General features: G+C 69.7%; 22 protein-coding genes and 1 tRNA gene. 15 read left to right on the top strand and 8 right to left on the bottom strand.

Annotation, left to right across the window (positions count from 1 at the left end; all coding sequences use genetic code 11):
- Nucleotides 1–54 precede the first annotated feature (54 nt).
- The 5 genes from ACEN2M_RS05800 (at nucleotide 55) to ACEN2M_RS05780 (ending at nucleotide 6216) form a co-directional block, all read left to right on the top strand.
- Complete coding sequence (locus tag ACEN2M_RS05800) at nucleotides 55–2334, top strand: beta-glucosidase (RefSeq protein WP_441647201.1); 2280 nt, start codon at nucleotides 55–57, stop codon at nucleotides 2332–2334.
- A 376-nt stretch (nucleotides 2335–2710) separates the two neighbouring features.
- Entirely contained in the window at nucleotides 2711–3826 is a 1116-nt protein-coding gene (locus ACEN2M_RS05795) for an acyl-CoA dehydrogenase (RefSeq protein ID WP_441647181.1), read from the top strand.
- Nucleotides 3820–5262, top strand: coding sequence for a PIG-L family deacetylase (locus ACEN2M_RS05790; protein WP_441647180.1), 1443 nt, complete (start codon nucleotides 3820–3822; stop codon nucleotides 5260–5262). The genes ACEN2M_RS05795 and ACEN2M_RS05790 overlap by 7 nt, the downstream gene beginning before the upstream one ends.
- The gene (locus tag ACEN2M_RS05785) at nucleotides 5259–5963 is read left to right on the top strand and encodes a glycosyltransferase (protein ID WP_441647179.1); all 705 of its coding nucleotides are present in this window, start codon (nucleotides 5259–5261) and stop codon (nucleotides 5961–5963) included. Before ACEN2M_RS05790 ends, ACEN2M_RS05785 begins: the two co-directional genes overlap by 4 nt.
- Nucleotides 5964–6054: 91 nt before the next feature.
- Complete coding sequence (locus tag ACEN2M_RS05780; protein WP_441647178.1) at nucleotides 6055–6216, top strand: hypothetical protein; 162 nt, start codon at nucleotides 6055–6057, stop codon at nucleotides 6214–6216.
- A gap of 59 nt (nucleotides 6217–6275) precedes the next feature.
- Here the strand turns inward: ACEN2M_RS05780 and ACEN2M_RS05775 are convergent, their stop codons facing one another.
- A complete protein-coding gene (locus tag ACEN2M_RS05775) occupies nucleotides 6276–7022 on the bottom strand; it encodes an SGNH/GDSL hydrolase family protein (protein ID WP_441647177.1) in 747 nt (248 codons plus the stop codon).
- Nucleotides 7023–7075: 53 nt separating this feature from the next.
- A complete protein-coding gene (locus ACEN2M_RS05770; protein WP_441647176.1) occupies nucleotides 7076–7630 on the bottom strand; it encodes a HEAT repeat domain-containing protein in 555 nt (184 codons plus the stop codon).
- 147 nt (nucleotides 7631–7777) lie between these two features.
- Here ACEN2M_RS05770 and ACEN2M_RS05765 point away from each other — a divergent pair, with 147 nt between their 5' ends.
- From ACEN2M_RS05765 to ACEN2M_RS05755, 3 genes are all read left to right on the top strand, one after another.
- Entirely contained in the window at nucleotides 7778–8764 is a 987-nt protein-coding gene (locus ACEN2M_RS05765) for a methionine ABC transporter ATP-binding protein (protein WP_441647175.1), read from the top strand.
- A gap of 2 nt (nucleotides 8765–8766) precedes the next feature.
- Nucleotides 8767–9534 (top strand): methionine ABC transporter permease, encoded by a 768-nt coding sequence (locus ACEN2M_RS05760; RefSeq protein WP_441647174.1) that lies wholly within the window; start codon nucleotides 8767–8769, stop codon nucleotides 9532–9534.
- 93 nt (nucleotides 9535–9627) lie between these two features.
- Nucleotides 9628–10467: a MetQ/NlpA family ABC transporter substrate-binding protein gene (locus ACEN2M_RS05755; RefSeq protein ID WP_441647173.1), complete on the top strand. Its 840-nt coding sequence runs from the start codon at nucleotides 9628–9630 to the stop codon at nucleotides 10465–10467.
- Between the two features lie 40 nt (nucleotides 10468–10507).
- Here ACEN2M_RS05755 and ACEN2M_RS05750 read toward each other — a convergent pair whose 3' ends face one another.
- Nucleotides 10508–10984, bottom strand: coding sequence for a GNAT family N-acetyltransferase (locus ACEN2M_RS05750; RefSeq protein ID WP_441647172.1), 477 nt, complete (start codon nucleotides 10982–10984; stop codon nucleotides 10508–10510).
- Between the two features lie 110 nt (nucleotides 10985–11094).
- Between ACEN2M_RS05750 and ACEN2M_RS05745 the strand changes: the two genes are divergently transcribed.
- The 3 genes from ACEN2M_RS05745 to ACEN2M_RS05735 are packed head-to-tail and all read left to right on the top strand — an operon-like array spanning nucleotide 11095 to nucleotide 13227.
- On the top strand, nucleotides 11095–11541 hold the full coding sequence (locus tag ACEN2M_RS05745; protein WP_441647171.1) for an FAS1-like dehydratase domain-containing protein: 447 nt from the start codon (nucleotides 11095–11097) through the stop codon (nucleotides 11539–11541).
- On the top strand, nucleotides 11538–11969 hold the full coding sequence (locus tag ACEN2M_RS05740) for a MaoC family dehydratase (RefSeq protein WP_441647170.1): 432 nt from the start codon (nucleotides 11538–11540) through the stop codon (nucleotides 11967–11969). The genes ACEN2M_RS05745 and ACEN2M_RS05740 overlap by 4 nt, the downstream gene beginning before the upstream one ends.
- Before the next feature lie 7 nt (nucleotides 11970–11976).
- Nucleotides 11977–13227 (top strand): UDP-N-acetylmuramate dehydrogenase, encoded by a 1251-nt coding sequence (locus ACEN2M_RS05735; protein WP_441647169.1) that lies wholly within the window; start codon nucleotides 11977–11979, stop codon nucleotides 13225–13227.
- Nucleotides 13228–13447: 220 nt separating this feature from the next.
- On the opposite strand, the gene ACEN2M_RS05730 is transcribed toward ACEN2M_RS05735, so the two are convergent.
- The 4 genes from ACEN2M_RS05730 to ACEN2M_RS05715 are packed head-to-tail and all read right to left on the bottom strand — an operon-like array spanning nucleotide 13448 to nucleotide 17157.
- A complete protein-coding gene (locus ACEN2M_RS05730) occupies nucleotides 13448–14071 on the bottom strand; it encodes a response regulator (RefSeq protein WP_441647168.1) in 624 nt (207 codons plus the stop codon).
- Nucleotides 14068–15375 carry a sensor histidine kinase gene (locus ACEN2M_RS05725; protein ID WP_441647167.1) on the bottom strand — a complete coding sequence of 436 codons (1308 nt, stop codon included), beginning with the start codon at nucleotides 15373–15375 and terminating at the stop codon, nucleotides 14068–14070. Before ACEN2M_RS05725 ends, ACEN2M_RS05730 begins: the two co-directional genes overlap by 4 nt.
- A gap of 28 nt (nucleotides 15376–15403) precedes the next feature.
- Nucleotides 15404–16264, bottom strand: coding sequence for an ABC transporter permease (locus ACEN2M_RS05720; RefSeq protein WP_441647166.1), 861 nt, complete (start codon nucleotides 16262–16264; stop codon nucleotides 15404–15406).
- Nucleotides 16261–17157 carry an ABC transporter ATP-binding protein gene (locus ACEN2M_RS05715; RefSeq protein WP_441647165.1) on the bottom strand — a complete coding sequence of 299 codons (897 nt, stop codon included), beginning with the start codon at nucleotides 17155–17157 and terminating at the stop codon, nucleotides 16261–16263. The genes ACEN2M_RS05720 and ACEN2M_RS05715 overlap by 4 nt, the downstream gene beginning before the upstream one ends.
- A gap of 122 nt (nucleotides 17158–17279) precedes the next feature.
- Here ACEN2M_RS05715 and ACEN2M_RS05710 point away from each other — a divergent pair, with 122 nt between their 5' ends.
- Entirely contained in the window at nucleotides 17280–18038 is a 759-nt protein-coding gene (locus tag ACEN2M_RS05710; protein ID WP_441647164.1) for a hypothetical protein, read from the top strand.
- 1 nt (nucleotide 18039) lies between these two features.
- Here the strand turns inward: ACEN2M_RS05710 and ACEN2M_RS05705 are convergent, their stop codons facing one another.
- Nucleotides 18040–19242 (bottom strand): pyridoxal phosphate-dependent aminotransferase, encoded by a 1203-nt coding sequence (locus ACEN2M_RS05705; protein ID WP_441647163.1) that lies wholly within the window; start codon nucleotides 19240–19242, stop codon nucleotides 18040–18042.
- Between the two features lie 182 nt (nucleotides 19243–19424).
- Here ACEN2M_RS05705 and ACEN2M_RS05700 point away from each other — a divergent pair.
- The 3 genes from ACEN2M_RS05700 (at nucleotide 19425) to nusG (ending at nucleotide 20908) form a co-directional block, all read left to right on the top strand.
- Nucleotides 19425–19497 (top strand) — tRNA-Trp (locus ACEN2M_RS05700).
- A gap of 42 nt (nucleotides 19498–19539) precedes the next feature.
- Entirely contained in the window at nucleotides 19540–19812 is a 273-nt protein-coding gene (gene secE / locus ACEN2M_RS05695; RefSeq protein WP_066592261.1) for a preprotein translocase subunit SecE, read from the top strand.
- Nucleotides 19813–19936: 124 nt separating this feature from the next.
- On the top strand, nucleotides 19937–20908 hold the full coding sequence (nusG, locus tag ACEN2M_RS05690; protein ID WP_441647162.1) for a transcription termination/antitermination protein NusG: 972 nt from the start codon (nucleotides 19937–19939) through the stop codon (nucleotides 20906–20908).
- Nucleotides 20909–20978 lie beyond the last annotated feature (70 nt).

Genomic DNA, 20978 nt, shown 5'->3' with positions numbered 1-20978 from the left:
ACCTACCCAGAATTGCCCCAGGTATCCGGCCGCGTCAGTGACCTGCACGCCCGGATGACCCTCGAGGAGAAGCTCGCCCAACTTGTCGGCTACTGGGTCGACCAGGGCGGCGAGGTCGTCGCCCCTCTGGCCGGCGAGATGGCCACCTCCACGAAGTACGACGAGGCGACCGAGCACGGCCTCGGCCACCTCACCCGGGTCTACGGCACCCGGCCGGTCGACCCCGTGGAGCGAGCCGAGTGGCTGTGGGCCGAGCAGCGCCGGCTCACCCAGGAGACCAGGCTCGGCATCCCCGCAATCGTGCACGAGGAGTGCCTGACCGGCCTCGCCGCCTGGAAGGCCGCGACCTTCCCGACCCCGCTGGCCTGGGGCGCGGCGTTCAATCCGGCCCTGGTCGAGGAGATGGGCAGCCTGATCGGCGGGTCGATGAAACAGCTGGGCATCCACCAGGGCCTCGCCCCGGTGCTCGACGTGATCCGTGACCCGCGCTGGGGCCGGGTCGACGAGTGCATCGCCGAGGACCCTTACGTGGTCGGCACCATCGGTACCGCCTATGTCACCGGACTCCAGGCGGCCGGTGTGCACGCCACCCTCAAACACTTCGTGGGGTATTCGGCCACCCAGGCCGGCCGCAACCACGCCCCGGTGCACGCCGGGTCGCGGGAGATCAACGATGTGTTCCTGCCCCCGTTCGAGATGGCGGTTCTGGACGGCGGGGTGCGTTCGGTGATGAATTCCTACGCCGAAATCGACGGCGCGCCCGTCGGCGCCACCACGGAGTACCTCACCGAGATCCTCCGCGACCGGTGGGGCTTTGACGGTGTCGTCGTCTCCGACTACTTCTCGGTGGCGTTCCTGCAGCTGATGCACGCCGTGGCCGCAGACCGCGGCGAGGCCGCCGAGCTCGCCCTGACCGCCGGGATCGACGTGGAGCTGCCGACCGGGGATGCCTACCTGGCGCCCCTGGCCGAGCGGGTGCGGGCGGGGCTGACCGATGAGGCTCTCATCGACCGGGCCGTGCTGCGGGTGCTGGCGCAGAAGGAAGAGCTGGGCCTGCTCGACGAGACCTTCACCATGGCGCCGACCGAGATCGACCTGGACTCGCCCGAGCACCGGCGGGTCGCGCGCGCCCTGGCCGAGGAGTCGCTGATCCTGTTGACCAACGACGGGGTGCTGCCGCTGAACGGCGCCGCCGGCCGGGGCCCGCAGACGATCGCGGTGCTGGGTCCGAACGCCGACTCCACCGAGGCCCTGATGGGCTGCTACTCGTTCGTGAACCACGTGCTCGCCCACCATCCGGACGTGCCGGCCGACCTGGAGATGCCCACGGTGCTGGAGGCCCTGCGTGCGGAGTTCCCCGCCGCCGAGGTCGTGTTCGCGCCGGGCTGCGAGGTCGAGGGGGCCGACGCCTCCGCGATCGCTGCCGCCGTTCAGACCGCCCGCGCCGCCGATCTGGCCGTGGTGGTCGTGGGTGACCGGGCCGGACTGTTCGGCCGCGGCACCGTGGGTGAGGGCAACGATGTGGAGAGCCTGGAGCTGCCCGGCCTGCAACGAGACCTCGTCGAGGCCGTCGTGGCCTCGGGCACCCCCGTGGTGATGGTGCTCATGACGGGCCGACCCTACGCCGTGGCGTGGGCGATCGACGGGCCGAACGCGCCTGCGGCGGTGCTGCAGGCGTTCTTCCCCGGCGAAGAGGGCGGGGTGGCGATTGCCTCGGTGCTCTCCGGCGCGGTCTCGCCCACCGGGCACCTGCCCGTGTCGCTGCCCAGGTCTGCCGGCGCACAGCCGTACTCCTACCTGCACCCGATCCTGGGTGGTCCGTCGGACGTGACCAGCGTGGACAGCACTCCGGTGCTTCCGTTCGGGCACGGGCTGGCCTACACGACCTTCGAACGCACCGGCCTGGTCGCAGATGCCACGGTCGACGCCGGTGGCACGTTCTCGGCGAGTGTGCGCATCCGCAACACCGGTGAGCGCGCCGGCACCGACCTCGTGCAGTTCTACGCCCGGGATGTGTACGCCAGCGTCACCCGGCCGGTCGCCCAGCTGCTGGGCTACCACCGGGTTGCACTCGAGCCTGGCGAGGAGGCCGTGGTGCGCTTCGAGGTGCCGACGGCCAGGCTGGCGTTCACCGGACTACGGCACGAGCGCATCGTGGAGCCCGGCCTGATTCAGCTGTGGGTCGGGGCATCCTGCGCGCACCAGGAGACGACGGCGGAGGTTCGCATCACCGGCGCGGTGCACAGGGTGACCGTGGCCGACGGACGCTACGTGCAGAGCGAGGTCGACCGGTCGACTGAGCGCGCTCGCGGAACCGCGGCGGTGCCGGTCTAGCGAGGTAGGCGGGCAAGGCGCCGGTAGGCGGGTGGCGCGCCACCCGCCTACCGGCGTGTGACCCGCGGAGCTGGACGGCCGCGGAGCAGAGGAAGGGGCAGACCACCCCGATGACGGCCTACCCCATGCGGTGGTGCTTCTGGTGTGACCTCGGTCGGGCCCTGTCAACGGTGCCTCAGGGTCACACTTCGGGGAACACCCCCGTATGGGGGCATGGTACCCCGATCTTCCTGACTCCGTAAGGTGTGCGCCCCGGGTTTCTGCTGCGGGTTCGGCGCGACATTTGGCAGGATGTTCAGACACCTATCGCGGTGCCGGGCCGGAGAGCCCGGGCGCGGACGAGATCCGGATCAGGAGAGCCATGACGGCAGCCAGGATGTCAGCAACACAGACCCGATCGGGCCCCACCGCTGTGCTCGTGGGCGGCGTGAGCAACAGCCGCGGATCCCGACGGGCAGAGCACGTCGAGACGCTGACCCAGCTTGCCGAGACGGCCTGGGCCGTGGACGGCAACGCGGAGCGGGCCATCCGGTTCGCCCGGCAGGCGGCGCCGGCCCTGCCGCAGCCGGGCGGGAGCGGCACTCGCGCCCTGTTCGACGGCCTCGCCACCGTGGCTGCGGCCGACCTCACGGCTGCCCGGGTGCTCGAGGCGCACACCGATGCCCTCGCCATTCTGCGGCAGGTGCCCGGCGGCCTGTCTGAAGCACACCCCGCAGCCGAGGACTCGCGCAGCTGGGGGGTCTTCGCGGCGGAGGGCCCCGGCATGCGGGTGAGCGCCACCCGGGCCGGCGCAGGCTGGCAGCTGACCGGCCGGAAGCCCTGGTGCTCGCTGGCCGGATCGCTCAGCCACGCGCTCGTGACCGCGCACACCTCGCCGGAGGGGGAGCAGCCGGCCCGTCGGCGGCTCTTCGCCGTGGACCTGGCCGACGCCGGCGTCACGGTGCACGACGACACCTGGTTCGCGACCGGGCTCAGCCAGGTGCCCAGCGGTCCGGTGGACTTCAACGCCGTTGTCGCGACGCCCGTCGGCGACGACGGCTGGTACCTCAGCCGACCGGGTTTCAGCTGGGGCGGCATCCAGGTTGCGGCCTGCTGGTGGGGCGGCGCCGTCGGCGTGGCCCGGCAGCTGCGGCACGCCGCGCAGGAGCGGGAGCCCGACCAGATTCTGCGAGCCCACCTGGGCGCGGTGGACCTGGCCCTGGTGGGCGCCGGAGCGGCCCTGAACGATGCGGCGGCGGCGATCGACCGGGGCGAGGCGGTCGGCGAGGCCGGCGGTTTGCTCGCGGCCCGGGTGCGCGGCCTGGTGGCGCGCACCGTGGACGAGGTACTCGGCCGGGTCGGGCACGCGCTCGGGCCGGCGCCGCTCGCGCTCGACGCCAGGCACGCCCGCCGGGTGGCCGACCTCACCCTCTACGTGCGCCAACACCACGCCGAGCGCGACGACGCGGCTCTGGGCGGCCGGCTGCTCGCGGGGGAGGCCGGCTCGTGGTGAGCTTCACGCACCACACGGGTGGAACGAGCGAACGGCTCTGGCAGGAGGCCGAGTGGTCGGGCCGCTCCCGTCCGCTCCTGCTGGCCGAGTGCGCCCAGCTGATCGTGCTGGCCGCGCACCCCGACGACGAGTCGCTCGGCGCCGGGGGACTGATCGCGCTCGCGGGGCACCTCGGGTTGGGGATCACGGTGATCGTCGCCACGAACGGCGAGGCGTCGCATCCGCAGTCGCCCACCCTGACGACGGTGGATCTCGCCGCCGTGCGCCGGGTGGAAGTCGTAAGCGCGGTGCGGGCGCTGGCACCGGCGGCGATCGTGCGGCTGCTGGACCTGCCCGATGGCGACCTGTCCCAGCACCGCAACAGCCTGGAGGAAGCCGTGTTCGACGAGGTGCGGAGCGGCACCGCTGGGCCGGCCGCCGTGCCGTGGCTCGTGGCGCCGTGGCGGCTGGACGGGCACCCCGACCACGCGGCCGCCGGTGAGACGGCGGCGATCGTGGCGGCCCGCACGGGTGCCAGACTGCTGGAGTACCCGATCTGGGCCTGGCACTGGTCGACTCCCGACGACCCAGTGTGGCGGGCGGGAGACGGTAGCAGGGAGCTGTGGGGGATCGACCTGGACGTGGCGGCGCGCGAGCGTAAGAACACCGCCATGGCCGCGCACACCAGTCAGGTGCAGCCGTTGTCGGACCGCGCCGGCGACGAAGCGATCGTGCAACCGGGTTTCGCCGCGCACTTCGAACGGGCCCACGAGCTCTTCCTCGGCGACGCCCACACCGCGGGCGGGCCGGCTCCTGCGGAGCCTTCCGCGCCGGCCAGCGCGACACCGGGAGTGAGCCTGTCCGCGGGGTTCTTCGATGAGTTCTACGCCGGTTCGCGGGATCCCTGGGGCTTCGAGACCCGGTGGTACGAGGCCCGCAAACGAGCCCTCACCCTGGCCGCGCTGCCCCTGCGGCGGTACGGCGCCACCCTCGAGTTGGGTTGCTCGATCGGCGTGCTCAGCCGGGACCTGGCCGACCGCACCGACACCCTGCTCGCGACCGACATCAACGAGCAGGCGCTCGCCGTGGCCCGCGACCGGCTGGCCGGCCTGCCCGGGGTCACGGTGGAGCGGCGCACCCTGCCGGCCGAATGGCCGGCAGGCACCTACGATCTGGTGGTGCTGTCGGAGATCGGCTACTACTGCTCGCCGGCCGATCTGACCGTGCTGCTCGAGCGGTGCCGGCAGAGCCTGGCCCCCGGCGGTTCCCTGGTGGCGTGCCACTGGCGGCACCCGGTGGGCGAATACCCGCTCGGCGGTGACGAGGTGCACGCTGCGCTCGCCGCACTACCCGGACTCGACCGCACGGTGCGGCACCTGGAACACGATTTCGTGCTGGAGGTCTACGAGCCGGCCCCGGCCCGATCCGTGGCGCAACGGGAAGGACTGGTGCCGTGACCCCTCGCATCGACCGGCTCATCGTGGTGGTGCCGGCCCTCAACGAGGAGAGCCGGCTGCCGCGGTGCCTGGCCGCCCTCGCCGACGCGGTGCAGGCGGTGCAGGAGGAGTTCGGTGCCGACGCCCCGGCCATCTCGGTCGTCGTGGTGCTCGACCGCTGCACCGACGGTTCGGCCGATGTCGTGGCGCTGTGGCCGCAGTTCAAGGCGCTGGAATGCTCGGCAGGTTCGGTCGGCTCCGCCCGCCGGCTTGGCGTGGCCGGGCTACTCTCCGGCGACGCCGCCGAGCACACCTGGGTGGCCACGACGGATGCCGATTCCGCGGTTCCTCGGCGCTGGCTGGCCGTGCAACTGGCCCTGGCCGCGGCCGGCACCGAACTGGTGCTCGGCACCGTGCTGCCCGACGACGAGTTGCCGGCACTGGAGCGGGCCCGCTGGCACGACGCACACACCCTGGCCGACGGGCATCCGCACGTGCACGGTGCCAACCTGGGCGTGCGCGCCGACCGCTACCTGCAGGCCAACGGATTCAGCGACGTCGATTCCGACGAGGATGTGCTGTTGGTGGCGGCACTTCGGAGCCTCGGCGCCCGCGAGTGCCGCACCGCGCTCATCCCGGTGCTCACCTCCGGGCGGCTGGCCGGCCGGGTGCCGAATGGGTTCGGCGGGTACCTCGCCGAACAGGTCGCCGCGACACGCTGACAAAGTCTCAAAAATTGCGTGCGATCAGGGGCGCGACGGGTCTACTATCTCGAACACGAGGACAACCTCGGCTCTAGGAAAGGTCTGAAAGATGAATCTGCTCGTCATAATCATTGCGGTCGTGGCCGTTGTCCTGCTCATCACGGGCGGGTTAGTCGAGTCGCTCCAGTTCCTGCTGTGGGTCGGTGTGGTCCTCGCAGTGATCGCCGTAATCGTTTTCCTGCTCCGGATGATCTCGGGCCGCAAGGTCTGAGTCGTCTCCGACACAACGACGGGCCGCGTGGCAAACCACGCGGCCCGTCTTGTGCGGTTCTACGGCGTCTCGACGACGGTGAGCTCTGGACGCTTGGGCGGGCGACCGTCGCCGGACGACCGGCCGGTGAGCCGGCGACCGATCCACGGCAGCACGTAGGCGGCGTAGTACGCGGCGGTGTCCTGGATGCGCTCCCGCGGCGGTGCCTCGCCGGCCACGCCCTGCGCCCAGCTGGCCGGGATCGGCACGTCGAGGGCGTTGAGAACATTGGTCGCGACCCGGGTGTGCCCGCAGGCGTTCAGGTGCAGCTTGTCGGCCGACCAGAACCGGCTGTTCGTGAGCTCGGTGTCGATCCAGTTGTCGACCAGGGTGACCCCGGGCTTGCCGAAGGTCTCGCGGGCGGCCTCGGCGAGCCTGTCGCCGCGTTTTTGCATCAGGGAGCCCAGCGGCAGGTGCCTGGACGGGTTGCCGCCGCTGAGCACGACGACGTGGATGCCGTCGGCCACCGCCTTGTCGACAACCCTGTCGAGCAGGTCCACGACGTAGGAGATCTCCACCCGCGGGCGCATCATGTCGTTGCCGCCGCCGCAGACCGTGAGGAGGTCGGGCTTGAGGCTCAGGGCCGGCTCCAGCTGGTCGTTCACGATCGGGCCGAGCAGCTTGCCGCGGATGGCGAGGTTGGCGTACGACACCGGCTCGGGGCTGGCCGCCGCCAACCCGATCGCGACGAGGTCGGCCCAGCCGCGCACCTGGCCGTCGGGCATGTCGTCGCCGACGCCCTCCGTGAAGCTGTCACCGATCGCCACGTAGCGCCGGTAGGGCTGCTGGCTATGGTGCGGAGCTGGGATGGCGTTCGTGGCTACTCCTTGGGGATGTTGAGCCGGGTCGCGATGGCGTCCCTGGCCTGCTGGGCTGCGCGGCGCACATCCTTGTCGGGGTCGCGCAGGCGCACCACGATGGTCGGGATGTCCTGTTCGCGGCCCTGCTGGGCGAGGGCGTTGAGGGCGGCTACCCGCACGCGGGGCACCTCGTCGGTGGTGGCCTTCACGAGCTTGGGGGCCACATCGAGCTTGCGGAGCATGACGACCTTCGCGCACATCTCGCGGATGCGCCAGGCCTCGTTGTTGAGGCCGACCACCACGTAGGGCGCCGCGGAGTCGTTCCACACGTGCAGCAGGGCGCGCGCGCCCCACAGCTCGGGCCAGTACAGCGCGGGGGCTCCTTCGAGGATGCCGAGCGCGTGCCGGCCGCCGACGTAGAGCAGGAAGTCTTTGCCGGCGTTCTTGCCGCGCATCAGGGCGACGGAGTGGTCGACCACGGTGGATTCGCCGTAGTGCTCGACGGCCTTGGCGAGGCGTTCCGCCGTGGGCAGGTCGATCGGAAGATCGGGGTGGGGGGTCAGTTTGTTATGCATAACGAGTCAACGTTATCCCTCGAACAGGGTCGGTGTGGCCTCAGGCTGCCGTCTGACACATTTCGTCACAGTGATTTGGCCGGCGGCGTTGCGGTTGACACACTCGAAGGCCAGCGGTATTAGGCCGCGCGAACCCTCAGGACCATCGTGATCTCCGTACAGCACGTCTCCAAGACTTTCCGCTCCGGCGGCACCGTCACCGCTGCCCTGCAGGACGTCTGCCTCGAGGTGGCCGAGGGTGAGATCTTCGGTGTGATCGGCCAGAGCGGCGCAGGCAAAAGCACCCTCATCCGCGCGGTCAACCTGCTCGAACGGCCGGACTCCGGCACCGTGACCGTGGACGGTGACGAGCTCACCGCGCTGTCACCCGCCGACCTGCGTCGCGCCCGCCGCAAGATCGGCATGGTCTTCCAGCACTTCAACCTGCTTGCCGGCCGCACCGTGCGCGGCAATGTGGAGCTGGGCCTGGAGATCATCGGCGTGGACGGCGACGCCCGCCGCCGCCGCGCCCTGGAGATCCTCGACCTGGTCGGCCTGGCCGACAAGGCCGGCGCCTACCCCGCCGAACTCTCCGGCGGCCAGAAGCAGCGCGTGGGCATCGCCAGGGCGCTCGCCGGCAGCCCCAAGGTGTTGCTCTCCGACGAGGCCACCAGCGCCCTCGACCCCGAAACCACCCGGTCGATCCTCGACCTGGTCAAGAAGATCAACACCGACCTGGGCCTGACAGTGCTGCTGATCACGCACGAGATGGATGTGGTCAAGCGCATCTGCGACTCCGCCGCGCTGATCGAGGGCGGCCGGATCATCGAGCAGGGCCGCATCGTCTCGCTGATCTCCACCGCGGGGTCCCGCCTCGCGCACGAACTCTTCCCGCTCGGCGCCGTGCCGAGCCTGCCTGGCGACACCGTAATCGACATCACCTTCAGCGGCGGCTCGGCCGACCGGCCCGTGATCGCGCAGCTGGCCCGCACCTACGGCCTGGACGTGTCGATCCTCGGCGCGGCCATCGAAACCATCGGCGGCAACCAGGCCGGCCGCACCCGCCTGGCGCTGCCGGGAAGCGCGGCGGGCAATGCCGCGCCGATCGAGGACCTCCGCAGCCAGGGCATGCTCGTCGAAATCGTGGGGGAGTAACCGTGATCGATCCATCCGCACCCGACTTCTGGTCCGGCCTGTTCCAGGTGCTGCTCGTCGGCACCGGCCAGACCCTCTATATGGTGGGCGTCTCGCTGCTCATCACCATCATCGTTGGCCTGCCGCTGGGTATCGTGCTCGTCGGCACCGAAACCGGCGGCCTGTTCGAGAGCCCGTTCGGCTCCCGCCGCCTCGGCCGGGTGGTCAACCGGGTGCTCGAGTTCATCGTGAACCTCGGCCGCAGCGTGCCGTTCATCATCCTGATGGTGGCCCTGATCCCGTTCACCCGGCTTGTGGTGGGCACCTTCATCGGCCCCACCGCCGCGATCGTGCCGCTGGCCGTCGTGGCGATCCCGTTCTTCGCCCGGATGGTGGAGATCGCGATCAAGGAGGTCGACACCGGCCTGATCGAGGCCGCGGAGTCGCTCGGGGCCACGCGCTGGCAAATCGTGTCGAAGGTGCTCGTGCCCGAGGCGCTCTCGCCGATGATCCTGGGCCTGTCGACCACGGTGACGTCGATCATCAACTTCTCGGCGATGGTCGGCACCGTCGCCGGCGGCGGCCTGGGCGACGTGGCGGTTCGCTACGGCTACCAGCGCTACAGCACCATCCACATGGTCGCCGTGATCATCGTGATCTTCGTGATCGTGATGGTGCTGCAGGGCCTGGCGACGATGCTGGCCAGGCGGTTCGCGCACAAGTCCCGGCCCGCTCGCGCCGAGCCGACCTCGACCGCATTGCGCGCCAGCGTGATGACCGGCGCCGGCTGATCCGGCACCCAGCCCCAGAACCCCACCCGACCGCGTCGAAGTCAGCATGACGGCGTGGCCACCACCCCACCACCCCACGAGAAGAGTCCTCCCATGCAGTTCACCACCCGCCGCACGCGCCTTGCTGGTGCCGCCGTTGCCATCTCCGCCCTGTTCGCCCTCACCGCCTGCGCGGGAACGGCCGACGAGCCCGCCGCCACCACCGGCGCCGCAGGCGACGACCTTGGCACTGTGACCGTGGGCGCCCTGGCCACCCCGGCCGGTGACATCCTCAAGTTCGTGCAGGACAACCTTGCCGCCGACGCGGGCCTGGACATCAAGTTCCAGGAGTTCACCGACTACAACACGCCCAATGTGGCGCTGTCAGACGGGTCGATCGACGCGAACCTGTTCCAGAACGCCACGTTCCTCGAGACCTACAACACGCAGGCCGGCGGCAACCTGGTGAGCGTCGGCGAGATCTACCTGCCCAGCGCCGCGTTCTACAGCAACACCGTGAAGTCCCTCGACGACCTCAAGGACGGCGCCAGCATCGCCATCCCGAACGACCCGACCAACGAGGGCCGTGCGCTGAAGATCCTCGCTGCCGAGGGCCTGATCGAGACGACGGACGAGCCCACCTCGATCGCCGACATCACGGAGAACCCCAACAAGTACGAGTTCCAGGAGATCGAGAACGCCACCCTGCCGCAGGCCGTGCAGGACGTCGACGTCGCCTTCGTCACCATCTCGTTCGCGCTGCCGGCCGGTCTCACCGCCGACCAGGCCATCCTGATCGAGGGCAAGGACAGCCCGTACGCCAACGTGCTCGCCACCACGCCCGAGCTCGAGAACGACCCGCGCATCGTCAAGCTCAAGGAGCTGCTGCTCTCCGACGAGACGCAGGCCTACATGGAGGAGACCTGGGGCGGACTGGTCATCCCGTCCGTCTGAGGCTTCCCACCAGCCCCGTCCCTGCCGGCCCTGGCTGCCGTCAGTGGCGGGGCTTGGTCGTGACCGCGTCGAGATCGAGCTCGAAGGCCGTGGCGTTCTCGTACGGGCCGTAGCTGCCGATCTCGGCGAAACCCAGCCGGCGGTACATGGCCAGCGCCTCGGGCTGGGCGTGCCCGGTTTCCAGGCGCACCGTCTGGTAGCCGAGCTGACGGGCCAGGCCGGCCAGCTCCCGCAGCATCCGGCTGGCGTAGCCCTGCCGGCGGTAGTCGGGGTTGGTCCACATGCGCTTGATCTCGACGACGGTGTCGTCGATGCGACGGATGCCGCCGCCGGCGACGGTGGTGCCGTCATCGATGAGTACCACGAACGCCCCGGTCGGCGACTCGAACTCGCGGGCCTCGACATCCAGAACCGATTCGCCCGCGCCGTGGCCGTAGCGGGCGTCGTATTCCTGGCGCAGGCCGGTGAGCAAGGGGGCAACCTCAGGGGCGGTCAGTGCGACCTGTACGTAATCCACTGGACTAACTCTGCCTTAACCTCACCTTTTGGACAATTCTGCGGGTGGTGCGGCCCGAGCCGGCACCGGCGGGCCAGCGCCCGCTTGCGTGGCGCAAGTACACTCGGTACGTGTCCGTGAATCCAGCAATCCAGGGCCGGGTCTTTCCCGCCGTGCCGCCGTATCTCGTCGGCCGGGAGAAGGTGCGCGAGTTCGCGCGTGCCGTCTTCGCGACCAACCCGATCAACTTCGACCCTGAAGCGGCCCGTGCCGCGGGCTATGCGGATGTCGTCGCACCGCCGACGTTCGCCGTCGTCGTGCAGGAGGCCACCCTGGCCCAGCTGCTCGCCGAACCCGATGCGGGTATCGACTTCACCCGGGTGGTGCACGGCGACCAGCGCTTCAGCTTCAGCCGCCCGATCGTGGCCGGCGACGAGCTCACCGCCACGCTCACCGTCGCCAGCGTGAAGAGCCTCGGCGGGCACTCCATGGTCACCGCGGAGTCCACGATCGTCGACGCGACCGGCGCCCACGTGGTCACGGCCACCTCCACCCTCGTCGTCAGGGGAGACGAATGACCTCCACAGCTCCAGCTCTTGACTCCCTCACCGTCGGCGACATCGTCGCGGAGAGCAGCTTCCCGCTCACCAGGGACTCCCTCGTGCGCTACGCGGGCGCCTCCGGCGACTTCAACCCGATCCACTACCGCGACGACGTCGCCCACTCGGTGGGGCTGCCCGGCGTGCTCGCGCACGGCATGCTCACCATGGGCCTGGCCATCCAACCCGTCGTGGACTGGGCGACAGACCCGGCCAGGGTGCTCGACTACCAGGTGCGGTTCACCCGGCCGGTGTCGGTGGACCCCGACCTGGGCGCCGTCGTCACCGTGGTCGCCAAGGTGGGCGCGCTCGACGCGGATGCCGGCGTGGCCCGGATCGACCTCACCGTGACCTTCAACTCCGTCACCGTTCTCGGCAAGGCGCAGGCGCGCGTCTCGCTGGTCTAGGCCGTTGATGACCGAGCCCGTGCCCGCCGCTGTCGGCGCCCCCGTGACCCTGGCCGAGCTGACGACCCTCCGGGTCGGCGGCCCCCCGGCACACCTGGTGGCGCCCGAGGACGAGGCCGGCCTGATCCGGGCAGCCCTCGACGCCTGGGGCTCCGACGAACCGTGGATGCTGCTGGGCGGCGGCTCGAACACCGTCGCCGCCGATGATGGCTTCGACGGCACCGTGATCAGGGTGTGCACGCGCGGGGTGGAGGTGCTCACCCCGCCGCACGCGGCCGCCGAGGCTGTCGGCGACGGGTCGCCCCTCGTGAGCGAACCCGTGACGGTGCCAGGTACCGACGCGGATGTCGACGGACGGCCGGTGCGCATCCGCGTGCAGGCCGGCGAACCGTGGGACGACCTGGTCGCGTTCACCGTGGCCAACGGCTGGGCCGGCATCGAAGCGCTCTCCGGCATCCCGGGCACCAGCGGTGCCGCTCCGGTGCAGAACATCGGCGCCTACGGCCAGGAACTGGCCAGCAGCCTGGCCGCCATCGATTTTCTGGACTTCGAGTCCGGCGAGGTCGAGCACCTCAGCGCCGCCGAGCTCGGCCTCGGCTACCGCACCTCGGTGCTCAAGCAGGGCCGCCGCGGCGTGGTGCTCGCCATCGAACTCGACCTGCGCGACATGTCACCGCAGGCCGCCGTGCTCGGTGATGCCCTGAGCCGGCCGGTGACGTACCCGCAGCTGGCCCAGGCCCTCGGCGTGCAGCTGGGCGACCGGGTGCCGTTGGTGGACCTGCGCCAGAGCGTGCTCGGCCTGCGGGCGAGCAAGGGCATGGTGCTCGACGACGCCGACCCCGACACGTACGGCGCCGGGTCGTTCTTCACCAACCCGATCGTCACCGAGAGCTTCGCCCGCTCCCTGCCCGACAACGCGCCGCGCTGGAAGCAGGCCGAGATCGAGCTACCCGACCGGGTGATCCCGCTCGACGAGTACGCCGGGGTGGGGCCGGTTCCCGGCACCGAGGTGCTGCGCACCGTGAAGCTCAGCGCCGCCTGGCTGATCGAGAACTCGGGCATCCGCCGCGGGTTCAGACTGCCCGGATCGTCCGCCGCGATCTCCAGCAAGCACACCCTGGCGATCACCAACACCGGCGGGGCGACGGCGGATGAGATCGGCCAGCTGGCCCGCTTCGTGCAGCAGCGCGTGCAGGCCGACTTCGGCGTCATCCTGCAGCCCGAACCGGTGTTCGTGGGCTTCTCGCTGTTCTCCTGACCTGCGCTCCGTGCGAGTTGCGGCAAATGTCCCCATGGCAATAGCTCAAGGGGGACTTTGCCGCGAGACGATGCAGTGCACGGCAGCGAGTTGCGGCAGATGCACCCTTGGTGGGCGCTGAAGGGGGACTGTGCAACTTCTCGCCAGGCAGCCAGGCAGCCAGGTAGCCAGGCAGCCAGCCAGCCGGCCGGCCGGCACGGCCGTGAGCGTGCCGGTCCGGTCAGAGCAGGCGCAGCTCCATCGCCAGGGTGACCGCCCGGGTGCGGTCGCTCACGCCGAGCTTCTCGAACACGTGCAGCAGGTGCGTCTTCACAGTGGCCTCGCCGATGTACAGCGACCTGGCGATCTGCGGGTTGCTCTCGCCGGCGGCCACCAGGCGCAGCACCTCGAGTTCGCGAGCCGACAGCCGGGGCGTCGGCGTCGCATCCGCCCGCACCCTCTGCACCAGCCTGGCGGCGATCACCGGGGCCAGCACGGTCTGGCCGCCGTATACCGACCGCACCCCCTCGATGATCTCGGCTTGCGGGGCGGCCTTGAGCAGGTAACCGCTGGCGCCGGCGGCGATGGCGCCGAGAATCTGGTCGTCGGACTCGTAGGTGGTGAGGATCAGCACGCGGGTGGCCGGGTTCTGCGCCAGGATGGCGGCGGTCGCGGCGGCGCCGTCCAGGTGCGGCATCCGCAGGTCCATCAGCACCAGGTCGGGGCAGAGCTCCTCGGCCAGGCGCACCGCCGCGGCGCCGTCGGCGGCCTCGCCGACCACCTCGATGTCGTCGGCGGCGCCGAGCAGCCCCACGATGCCGCCGCGAACGATCGGATGGTCATCGGCGACCAGCACCCGGATCATCCGTGCCCGCCGGCCTGAACGGCGGGCACGAGTGCAGGCTCCGGCAGTGGCAGTGGCAGTGGCAGTGGCAGTGGCAGCGGCAGCGGCAGCGGCAGCGTCACTCGCAACACGGTGCCGGTGCCGCCGCCGACCGCGTTCGTCACGTCGAGCCGGCCGCCGACCAGGCTCACCCTGTCGCGCATGCCAGCCAGCCCGAAGCCGTTCTCGGAGTCCGGGCTGTACCCACCCAGGCCCTGGCCGTCGTCGCTGAGGGTGAGGGTGACCTCCGCCCGGCTGCGTTCGATGGCGAGCCGAGCGGCGCCGGCCCGGGAGTGTTTGCGCACATTGGCCAGGCCCTCCTGGCCGCAGCGCAGCAGCACCACCTCGAGGGCCCGGTCCAGGGGTGCGCCGTCGAGCCCACTGAGGTCGACGGTCACCTGGATGCCGGTTTCCCGGCCGAACCGGTCGGCCAGTCGCGCCACGGTGTGCGCGAGGTCGGCGTCGCCCACCCGCACCGGCGACATCGACGCCACGAGCGCGCGCGCCTCGGTGAGGGCGTCGCGCCCGGTCGACTCGATCAGGTCGAGGTTGTCCGCCACGGCCGTGGTGTCACCGGGCAGCGCGGCAAGCTCGGAGCGGGTGCGCTGCGTGAGCATGACCAGGCTGGTCAGGCTCTGCGCGATGGTGTCGTGGATCTCGCGGGCCAGGCGTTCCCGCTCGCCGGCGCTGCCGGCATCCCGGTGCAACACCGCCAACTCGTCCTGGGCCAGGGTCAGCTCCTGCACCAGCTTGCGCTGGTAGGCGCCGGCATCGGCGATGCGGCTGATCCAGGTGCCCATCGCCAGCGCGAAGACGAACGAGATTCCCTCGATGGCCGCGGCTTGAACGGCCGCGCCCTGGGTGCTCCCCATGCCGACCCACATGCCGAGCCCGGCCGACATCGACAGCAGGGCGCTCCAGATGACGGCGCCGAAGAACGACGTGGACAGAGCCCAGAGAATCGGAAAGGCCAGCGTCTGCGCGGTGGCCAGGCTGGGGTCGAACGCTGTGGCCGCGCCGCACGACACGACGAGGGTGATCTGGAAGAGCCGGGCCGAAGCGGGGAAGGCCGCGTAGTCGAATCCCGAGTCCCCGGCGCTCGCCGACGGGTTCGAAGAACGCAACATGCGTCGGCCCCAGCCCAGATAGGCCAGGCCGATCACCGCGAGCGACAAGAGCCCGCCGGCGCGTTCCCCCACGCTCACCCAGGAGTGGTCGATGGTGATCACGGCCAGTACGGTGAGGGAGCCGGCCACGATCAGGTCCCACCACCGCCTGGCATTCATGCGCTAAGCATCCCATGCCCGGTGAGCATCAGGTGTCCTTGCGGATCCAGCGGAAGGTGAGCCGGCTGCCCACGAGCCCCACCACCAACCAGATCAGCAGCGCGAGCGCCACCAGGCCCAGCTCCCAGGCGCCGTTCTGCTCCTGGCTGGCGAAGCTGTCCGGCAGGAAAACCGCCCGCATGCCCTGCGCCATCCACTTGAGCGGAAACAGGCCGGCGACGTTCTGCATCCACTCCGGCAGTGCGTTGAACTGCAGGTAGACGCCGGAGATGAACTGCAGCACCAGCACGATCGGGATGACGACGGCAGAGGCGCTGCGGCCCGACCGCGGCACGGCAGAGAGGGCGATGCCCAGGAACGCGCAGGTGATCACGCCGAGCAGGAACACCCAGACGAAGGTGAGCCACTTCTCCGGGTCGGTGGGCAGGGCGATGTCGAAGGCGAACTTGGCCACGATCAGCAGCAGCACAGCTTGCAGGATGCCCGTGACGAGCACCTGGCCGATCTTGCCGATGAAGTAGCTCAGCGGCGACAGCGGGGTGCCGCCGAGCCGTTTGAGGGTGCCGTCGCCCTTCTCGCCGGCGATGTCGATCGCGAGGTTCTGCAGGCCGGAGAGCAGCATGCCCGCGGCGAGCATGCCGGGCAGGTAGTACGCGCCCACGCTGATGCCGCCGGAGCCGTCGGGGTTGGTGCCGATGTTGCCCTGCGCGCTGAACGCGGCCGTGAAGATGCCCAGCATGATGAACGGGAACAGGAACGTGAAGAACACGGTGTCGGTGGAGCGGAAGTACAGCTTGATCTCGAAGCCGATTCGGGCCAGGCCCAGGCTGAACAGCCCGTGCCGGGCGGTGCGCGGACGGGTCGGCCGGTCGGTCAGGGTCGCGCTCATGCGAGCACCTCCGTGCTGTGGGTGTCGGCGGTGCTGCCGGCCGCGTGGCCGCGGACCAGGCCCAGGTAGATGTCTTCCAGACTCGGGCGGATGACCTGCAGTTCCGTGGGTTCGCCACCGAGGTCCCTGGCCAGTTGGGCCACGAGACGGGCGGGGGCGTCGGTGCGGGCCTCGCGCTGCACCCCGCCGGCATCCCGCCAACGCACCATCGGGATACGCGCGGACGGGCCGCCGAGTTCGCCGATGGCGCCGATGTCGATGAGTTTGCCGCCCACGATGATGCCGGCGCGGTCGCTGAGCTCTGCCGCCTCGTCGAGGTTGTGGGTGGTCAGGAGGATCGTGGTGCCCTCGGTTTTGAGGGTGCGGATGAGGTCCCAGAACTGGTGTCGCGCCTCGGGGTCGAAGCCCGTGGTCGGCTCGTCGAGGAAGAGCAGTTCGGGCCGGCCGATGATGCCCAGCGCGACATCCACCCGGCGTTGCTGCCCGCCGGAGAGTTTGTGGATGCGGGTCTTCGCCTTCTCCTCGAGCCCGACGGCGGCCAGCACCTCGTCCACCGACCGCGGATCGGGGTACAGGCCGGCGAAGTGCCGCAGCTGCTCGAGCACCGTGGCGTTGCCGCTCTCGCCGCTGGACTGCAGGACGATGCCGATGCGGGCCTTCCAGTCCAGGCCGGCGTGCTGGGGGTCGACGCCCAGCACCGTCACATCGCCCTCGGACCGGTCGCGGTAGCCCTCGAGGATCTCAATGGTGCTGCTCTTGCCGGCCCCGTTCGGGCCGAGCAACGCGAAGGTCTCGCCGGGGCGGATGTCGAAGCTGATGTCGGTGACGGCGTCGAACGCGCCATACGACTTGCTCAGCCGCGACACGCGCACGGCCGGAGGTGTAGTGGTCATGTACCCACAATCGACCCAGAGCCGCCCCTGGGCAACACCCGTCCCACCGACCTCCGCATCCACCGGGCGGTGGATGGCAAAGGCCGGTAGGGTTCGGGAAACAACCCGGGGGAGAAGCACCGATGGACGAGATCACGGCAACCACACCACGCGGCGCACTCCGGCCGTGGATGCTCCTGCCCGTCGCCGGATTCGCCGCCCTGGTCATCGCGGGTTCCGTCGTCAGCGGATTCGCGGTGGGCAACGGTGTGGTCGACCAGGTGAACGCCGGCCGCGCCGGCTCACCCGCAGTTGCGGCGCCCACGGCATCCGCCACCGAACTTGCAGCGCCGACGGAGCTTGCGGCCGGCGCCCTGATCACGCTCGACGAACAGGCCGATATCGGGTCCACGTTCCCCATTTGGGGCTACCCGATGCAGTCAGGCTGGGAGATCACCATCTTCGATCAGGACGGTATCAATCAGTCCGAGAACACCGAACTCGGTTGCCTGTTCACCTCGTCGCAGAACAAGCAGGCCGCGTACGACCTCGACGCGACGAACGACCTCAGTGACACCCTCGCCACCGTCGACACGCTCGAGCAAGACCTGCTGGCCGCCGGGAACGACGCCGCGCTGATCGGCGAACTCGGCAGCACCGACTTCGGCATCAACCTGCCGGGCGCCGACGAGCGCCTCGAATTCCTCACCAGCCGAGTCGACTACACGAATCCGGAGTTGGGGGTGAGCTACACGAACGAGATCGCGGCCAGGGCCATGCCGCTGGCCGAGTCGTTCATGTACGTCGTGGTGAGTTGCCCGACCGCGCTGGTCGAGGCCGGCGGCAGCCCATTCGAGGAGCTGCGGGCCGGCCTCGCGGTCATCGTCGAGACGGCGCCCTGAGCTAGGAGAACAGCTTCTGCAGGCGGCGGACGCCCTCCAGGAGCGCGTCGTCGCTGAGGGCGTAGGACAGGCGCAGGAAGCCGCTCGGGCCGAAGGCCTCACCGGGCACCGCGGCCACCTCGGCCTGGTCGAGGATGAGGTCGGCCAGCTCGAGCGATGAGGTGGGGGTGACCCCGCCCCAGCTGCGGCCGAGCAACCCGGTCACGTCGGGGTAGACGTAGAACGCGCCCTGGGGGGTGGGGGTGTGGATGCCGGGGATCTTGTTGAGCTCGGCGACGATGAGCTTGCGGCGCCGGTCGAACGCGACCCGCATGGCCTCGGCGTCGTCCTGCGGGCCGTTCAGCGCCGCGATGCCCGCACGCTGCGAGATGTTCGACACGTTCGACGTGAGGTGGGACTGCAGGTTCGCAGCCGCGGTGATCGCATCCTGCGGCCCGACCATCCAGCCCAACCGCCAGCCGGTCATGGCGTAGGTCTTGGCGACGCCGTTGACCAGGATGGTGCGGTCGGCCAGGGCGGGGACGGCCTCGACGATGGACACCGCGCGAACCCCGTCGTAGGTGAGGTTCTGGTAGATCTCATCGCTGATCACCCAGAGGCCGTGCTCCTCGGCCCATTCGCCGATCGCGCGGGTCTCGGCCTCGGAGTAGACGGCGCCGGTGGGGTTGGAGGGGGAGACGAACAGCAGCACCTTGGTCTTGTCGGTGCGGGCGGCCTCGAGCTGCTCCACCGTGACGAGGTAGCCCTGGTCACTGCCGGCGAAAACGTCGACGGGCACACCGCCGGCCAGGCGGATCGCCTCGGGGTAGGTCGTCCAGTACGGCGTCGGCAGGAGCACCTCGTCGCCCTGGTCGAGCAGGGTGGCGAAGGCCTGGTAGACGGCCTGCTTGCCGCCGTTGGTCACGAGTACCCGGGAGGGCGGCACGGCCAGGCCGCTGTCGCGCAGCGTCTTCGCGGCGATCGCCTCGCGCAGCTCCGGCAGACCGGCCGCCGGCGTGTAGCGGTGGTTGCGGGGGTCGGTGACGGCGGTAAGCGCCGCCTCGACGATGTGCGCCGGGGTCGGGAAATCGGGCTCGCCCGCGGCGAAGCTGATCACCGGCCGGCCGGCCGCCTGCAGGGCTTTCGCCTTGCCGTCGACCTTGAGCGTCGCGGACTCCGCAATGGAGCCGATTCTGGTGGAAATCCGTTTGATGTCGTGTGCCACGCTTCGAGCATACGGGGCGGTTGTGCTGCGGCACAGTGCCGCCGCACGGCCCCTGGAGTGCGGCTGGCTTTACAGGGCACCCGCCGTGACCTAGACTTGATCCGGTAGTTGAAATCTGCCAAGCTTTTTTGCGCCTATTTTGGTAACAACGGGTGTGAGTGAGCGAGACGGTTTCGCTTCATAGGGTGGTGGCTCAATTGGTAGAGCAGCGGTCTCCAAAACCGCAGGTTGCAGGTTCGAGTCCTGTCCGCCCTGCAAGTCGGTGGTCTTTCTGCCGGCCCACGAAAGGTGTAACAGGTGGCCCGAAAAGTTATCGACGAACCCAGCGAGGAAATCGTCGCCAACGCCAGAGTGGCCCGCGAAACCAAACGCGGTCCGTTTGCTCGAGTGTCCCTGTTTATCAAGCAGGTCCTGGCCGAACTTCGCAAGGTCGTCACTCCGACCCGCAAGGAACTGCTCAGCTACACCGGAGTGGTTCTGATTTTCGTCGTCATCATGATGGCGCTGGTATCGGCACTCGACTGGGTGTTCGCACTCGTCGTCACGTACGTATTCGGCACTCCCAGTTGACCCGTGCCGCATTAGCGGCACCGAGACTGATCATGAAAAAACGTGGATCGGTGAGCGAGCACCACAGCAGTGATCAGAACACTGCAGCCTCACGCCCACGCAATAGAAGAAGGATTGATATTTAGTGACTGAGACCAATCGCGACGACGTCGACTGGGCCACCGCCGCCGAGCAGTCCTCCAACGACGATGAGGCGCAGGAGGGCAACACCCTCGCCGCCGACGAAACGTCGGTAGAAGCCGCCGAGCAGGTCGCCCTGCACGTGGAAGACGAGAACGCCGACATCGAAGACGATCTCGACGCCGCGCTTGACGCCCTCGCCGAGTCCACCGACCCCGAGGCCGACGCCATCGTCGAAGACGCCCTCGACATCGACTCCGCCGACGAGGCCGAGGCCGCCGTCGAAGCCGTTGAAGACGAGGAAGAGGTCGACGGCGACGCCGACGCATCCGACGCCGAGGCCGACGCCGAGGCCGAAGAGGAAGACCCGTACGAAGCCTTCCGCAAGGAACTGCGCTTCCAGCCCGGCAAGTGGTTCGTCATCCACTCCTACGCCGGATTCGAACGCCGCGTGAAGTCGAACATCGAGAACCGCAAGCAGTCGATGGCCATGGAAGATTTCATCTACCAGGTCGAGGTTCCGATGGAAGACGTCGTCGAGATCAAGAACGGCCAGCGCAAGATGGTCACCCGAGTGCGCATCCCCGGCTACGTGCTGGTGCGCATGGACCTCAACGAAGACAGCTGGTCTGTCGTGCGCCACACCCCCGGGGTCACCGGCTTCGTGGGCAACGCGCACAACCCCACCCCGCTGCGTTTCGAAGAAGCCTTCGGCATGCTCAAGGGCCTCGTTGAGATCAAGGATGTTCCGGTCACCAAGTCCGGCGCTCCCGGCAAGGCCGCCCAGCGTGTTCTGCCCGCCGAGATCGACTACGAAATCGGCGAGACCATCACGATCAAGGAAGGCTCGTTCGCGGGCCTGCCCGGTTCGATCAGCGAGATCAAGCCCGAGAGCGGCAAGCTCATCGTGCTCGTGTCGCTCTTCGAGCGTGAGACCCCGGTCGAGCTCAGCTTCGACCAGGTCACCAAGCTTTAGGTTCTGCAGACTTTTCGCAGGACTTTGAACCACCGGGGCCCATCCGGGCCACCGGGAGAGCGACCTTCGC

Origin of the sequence: Cryobacterium sp. W22_MBD10_FK3, from assembly GCF_052113745.1 — a bacterium.
Taxonomy (GTDB): Bacteria; Actinomycetota; Actinomycetes; order Actinomycetales; family Microbacteriaceae; genus Cryobacterium.
The sequence above is the reverse complement of the archived record's forward strand: the minus strand, read 5'-3'. Positions and strand labels throughout refer to the sequence as shown.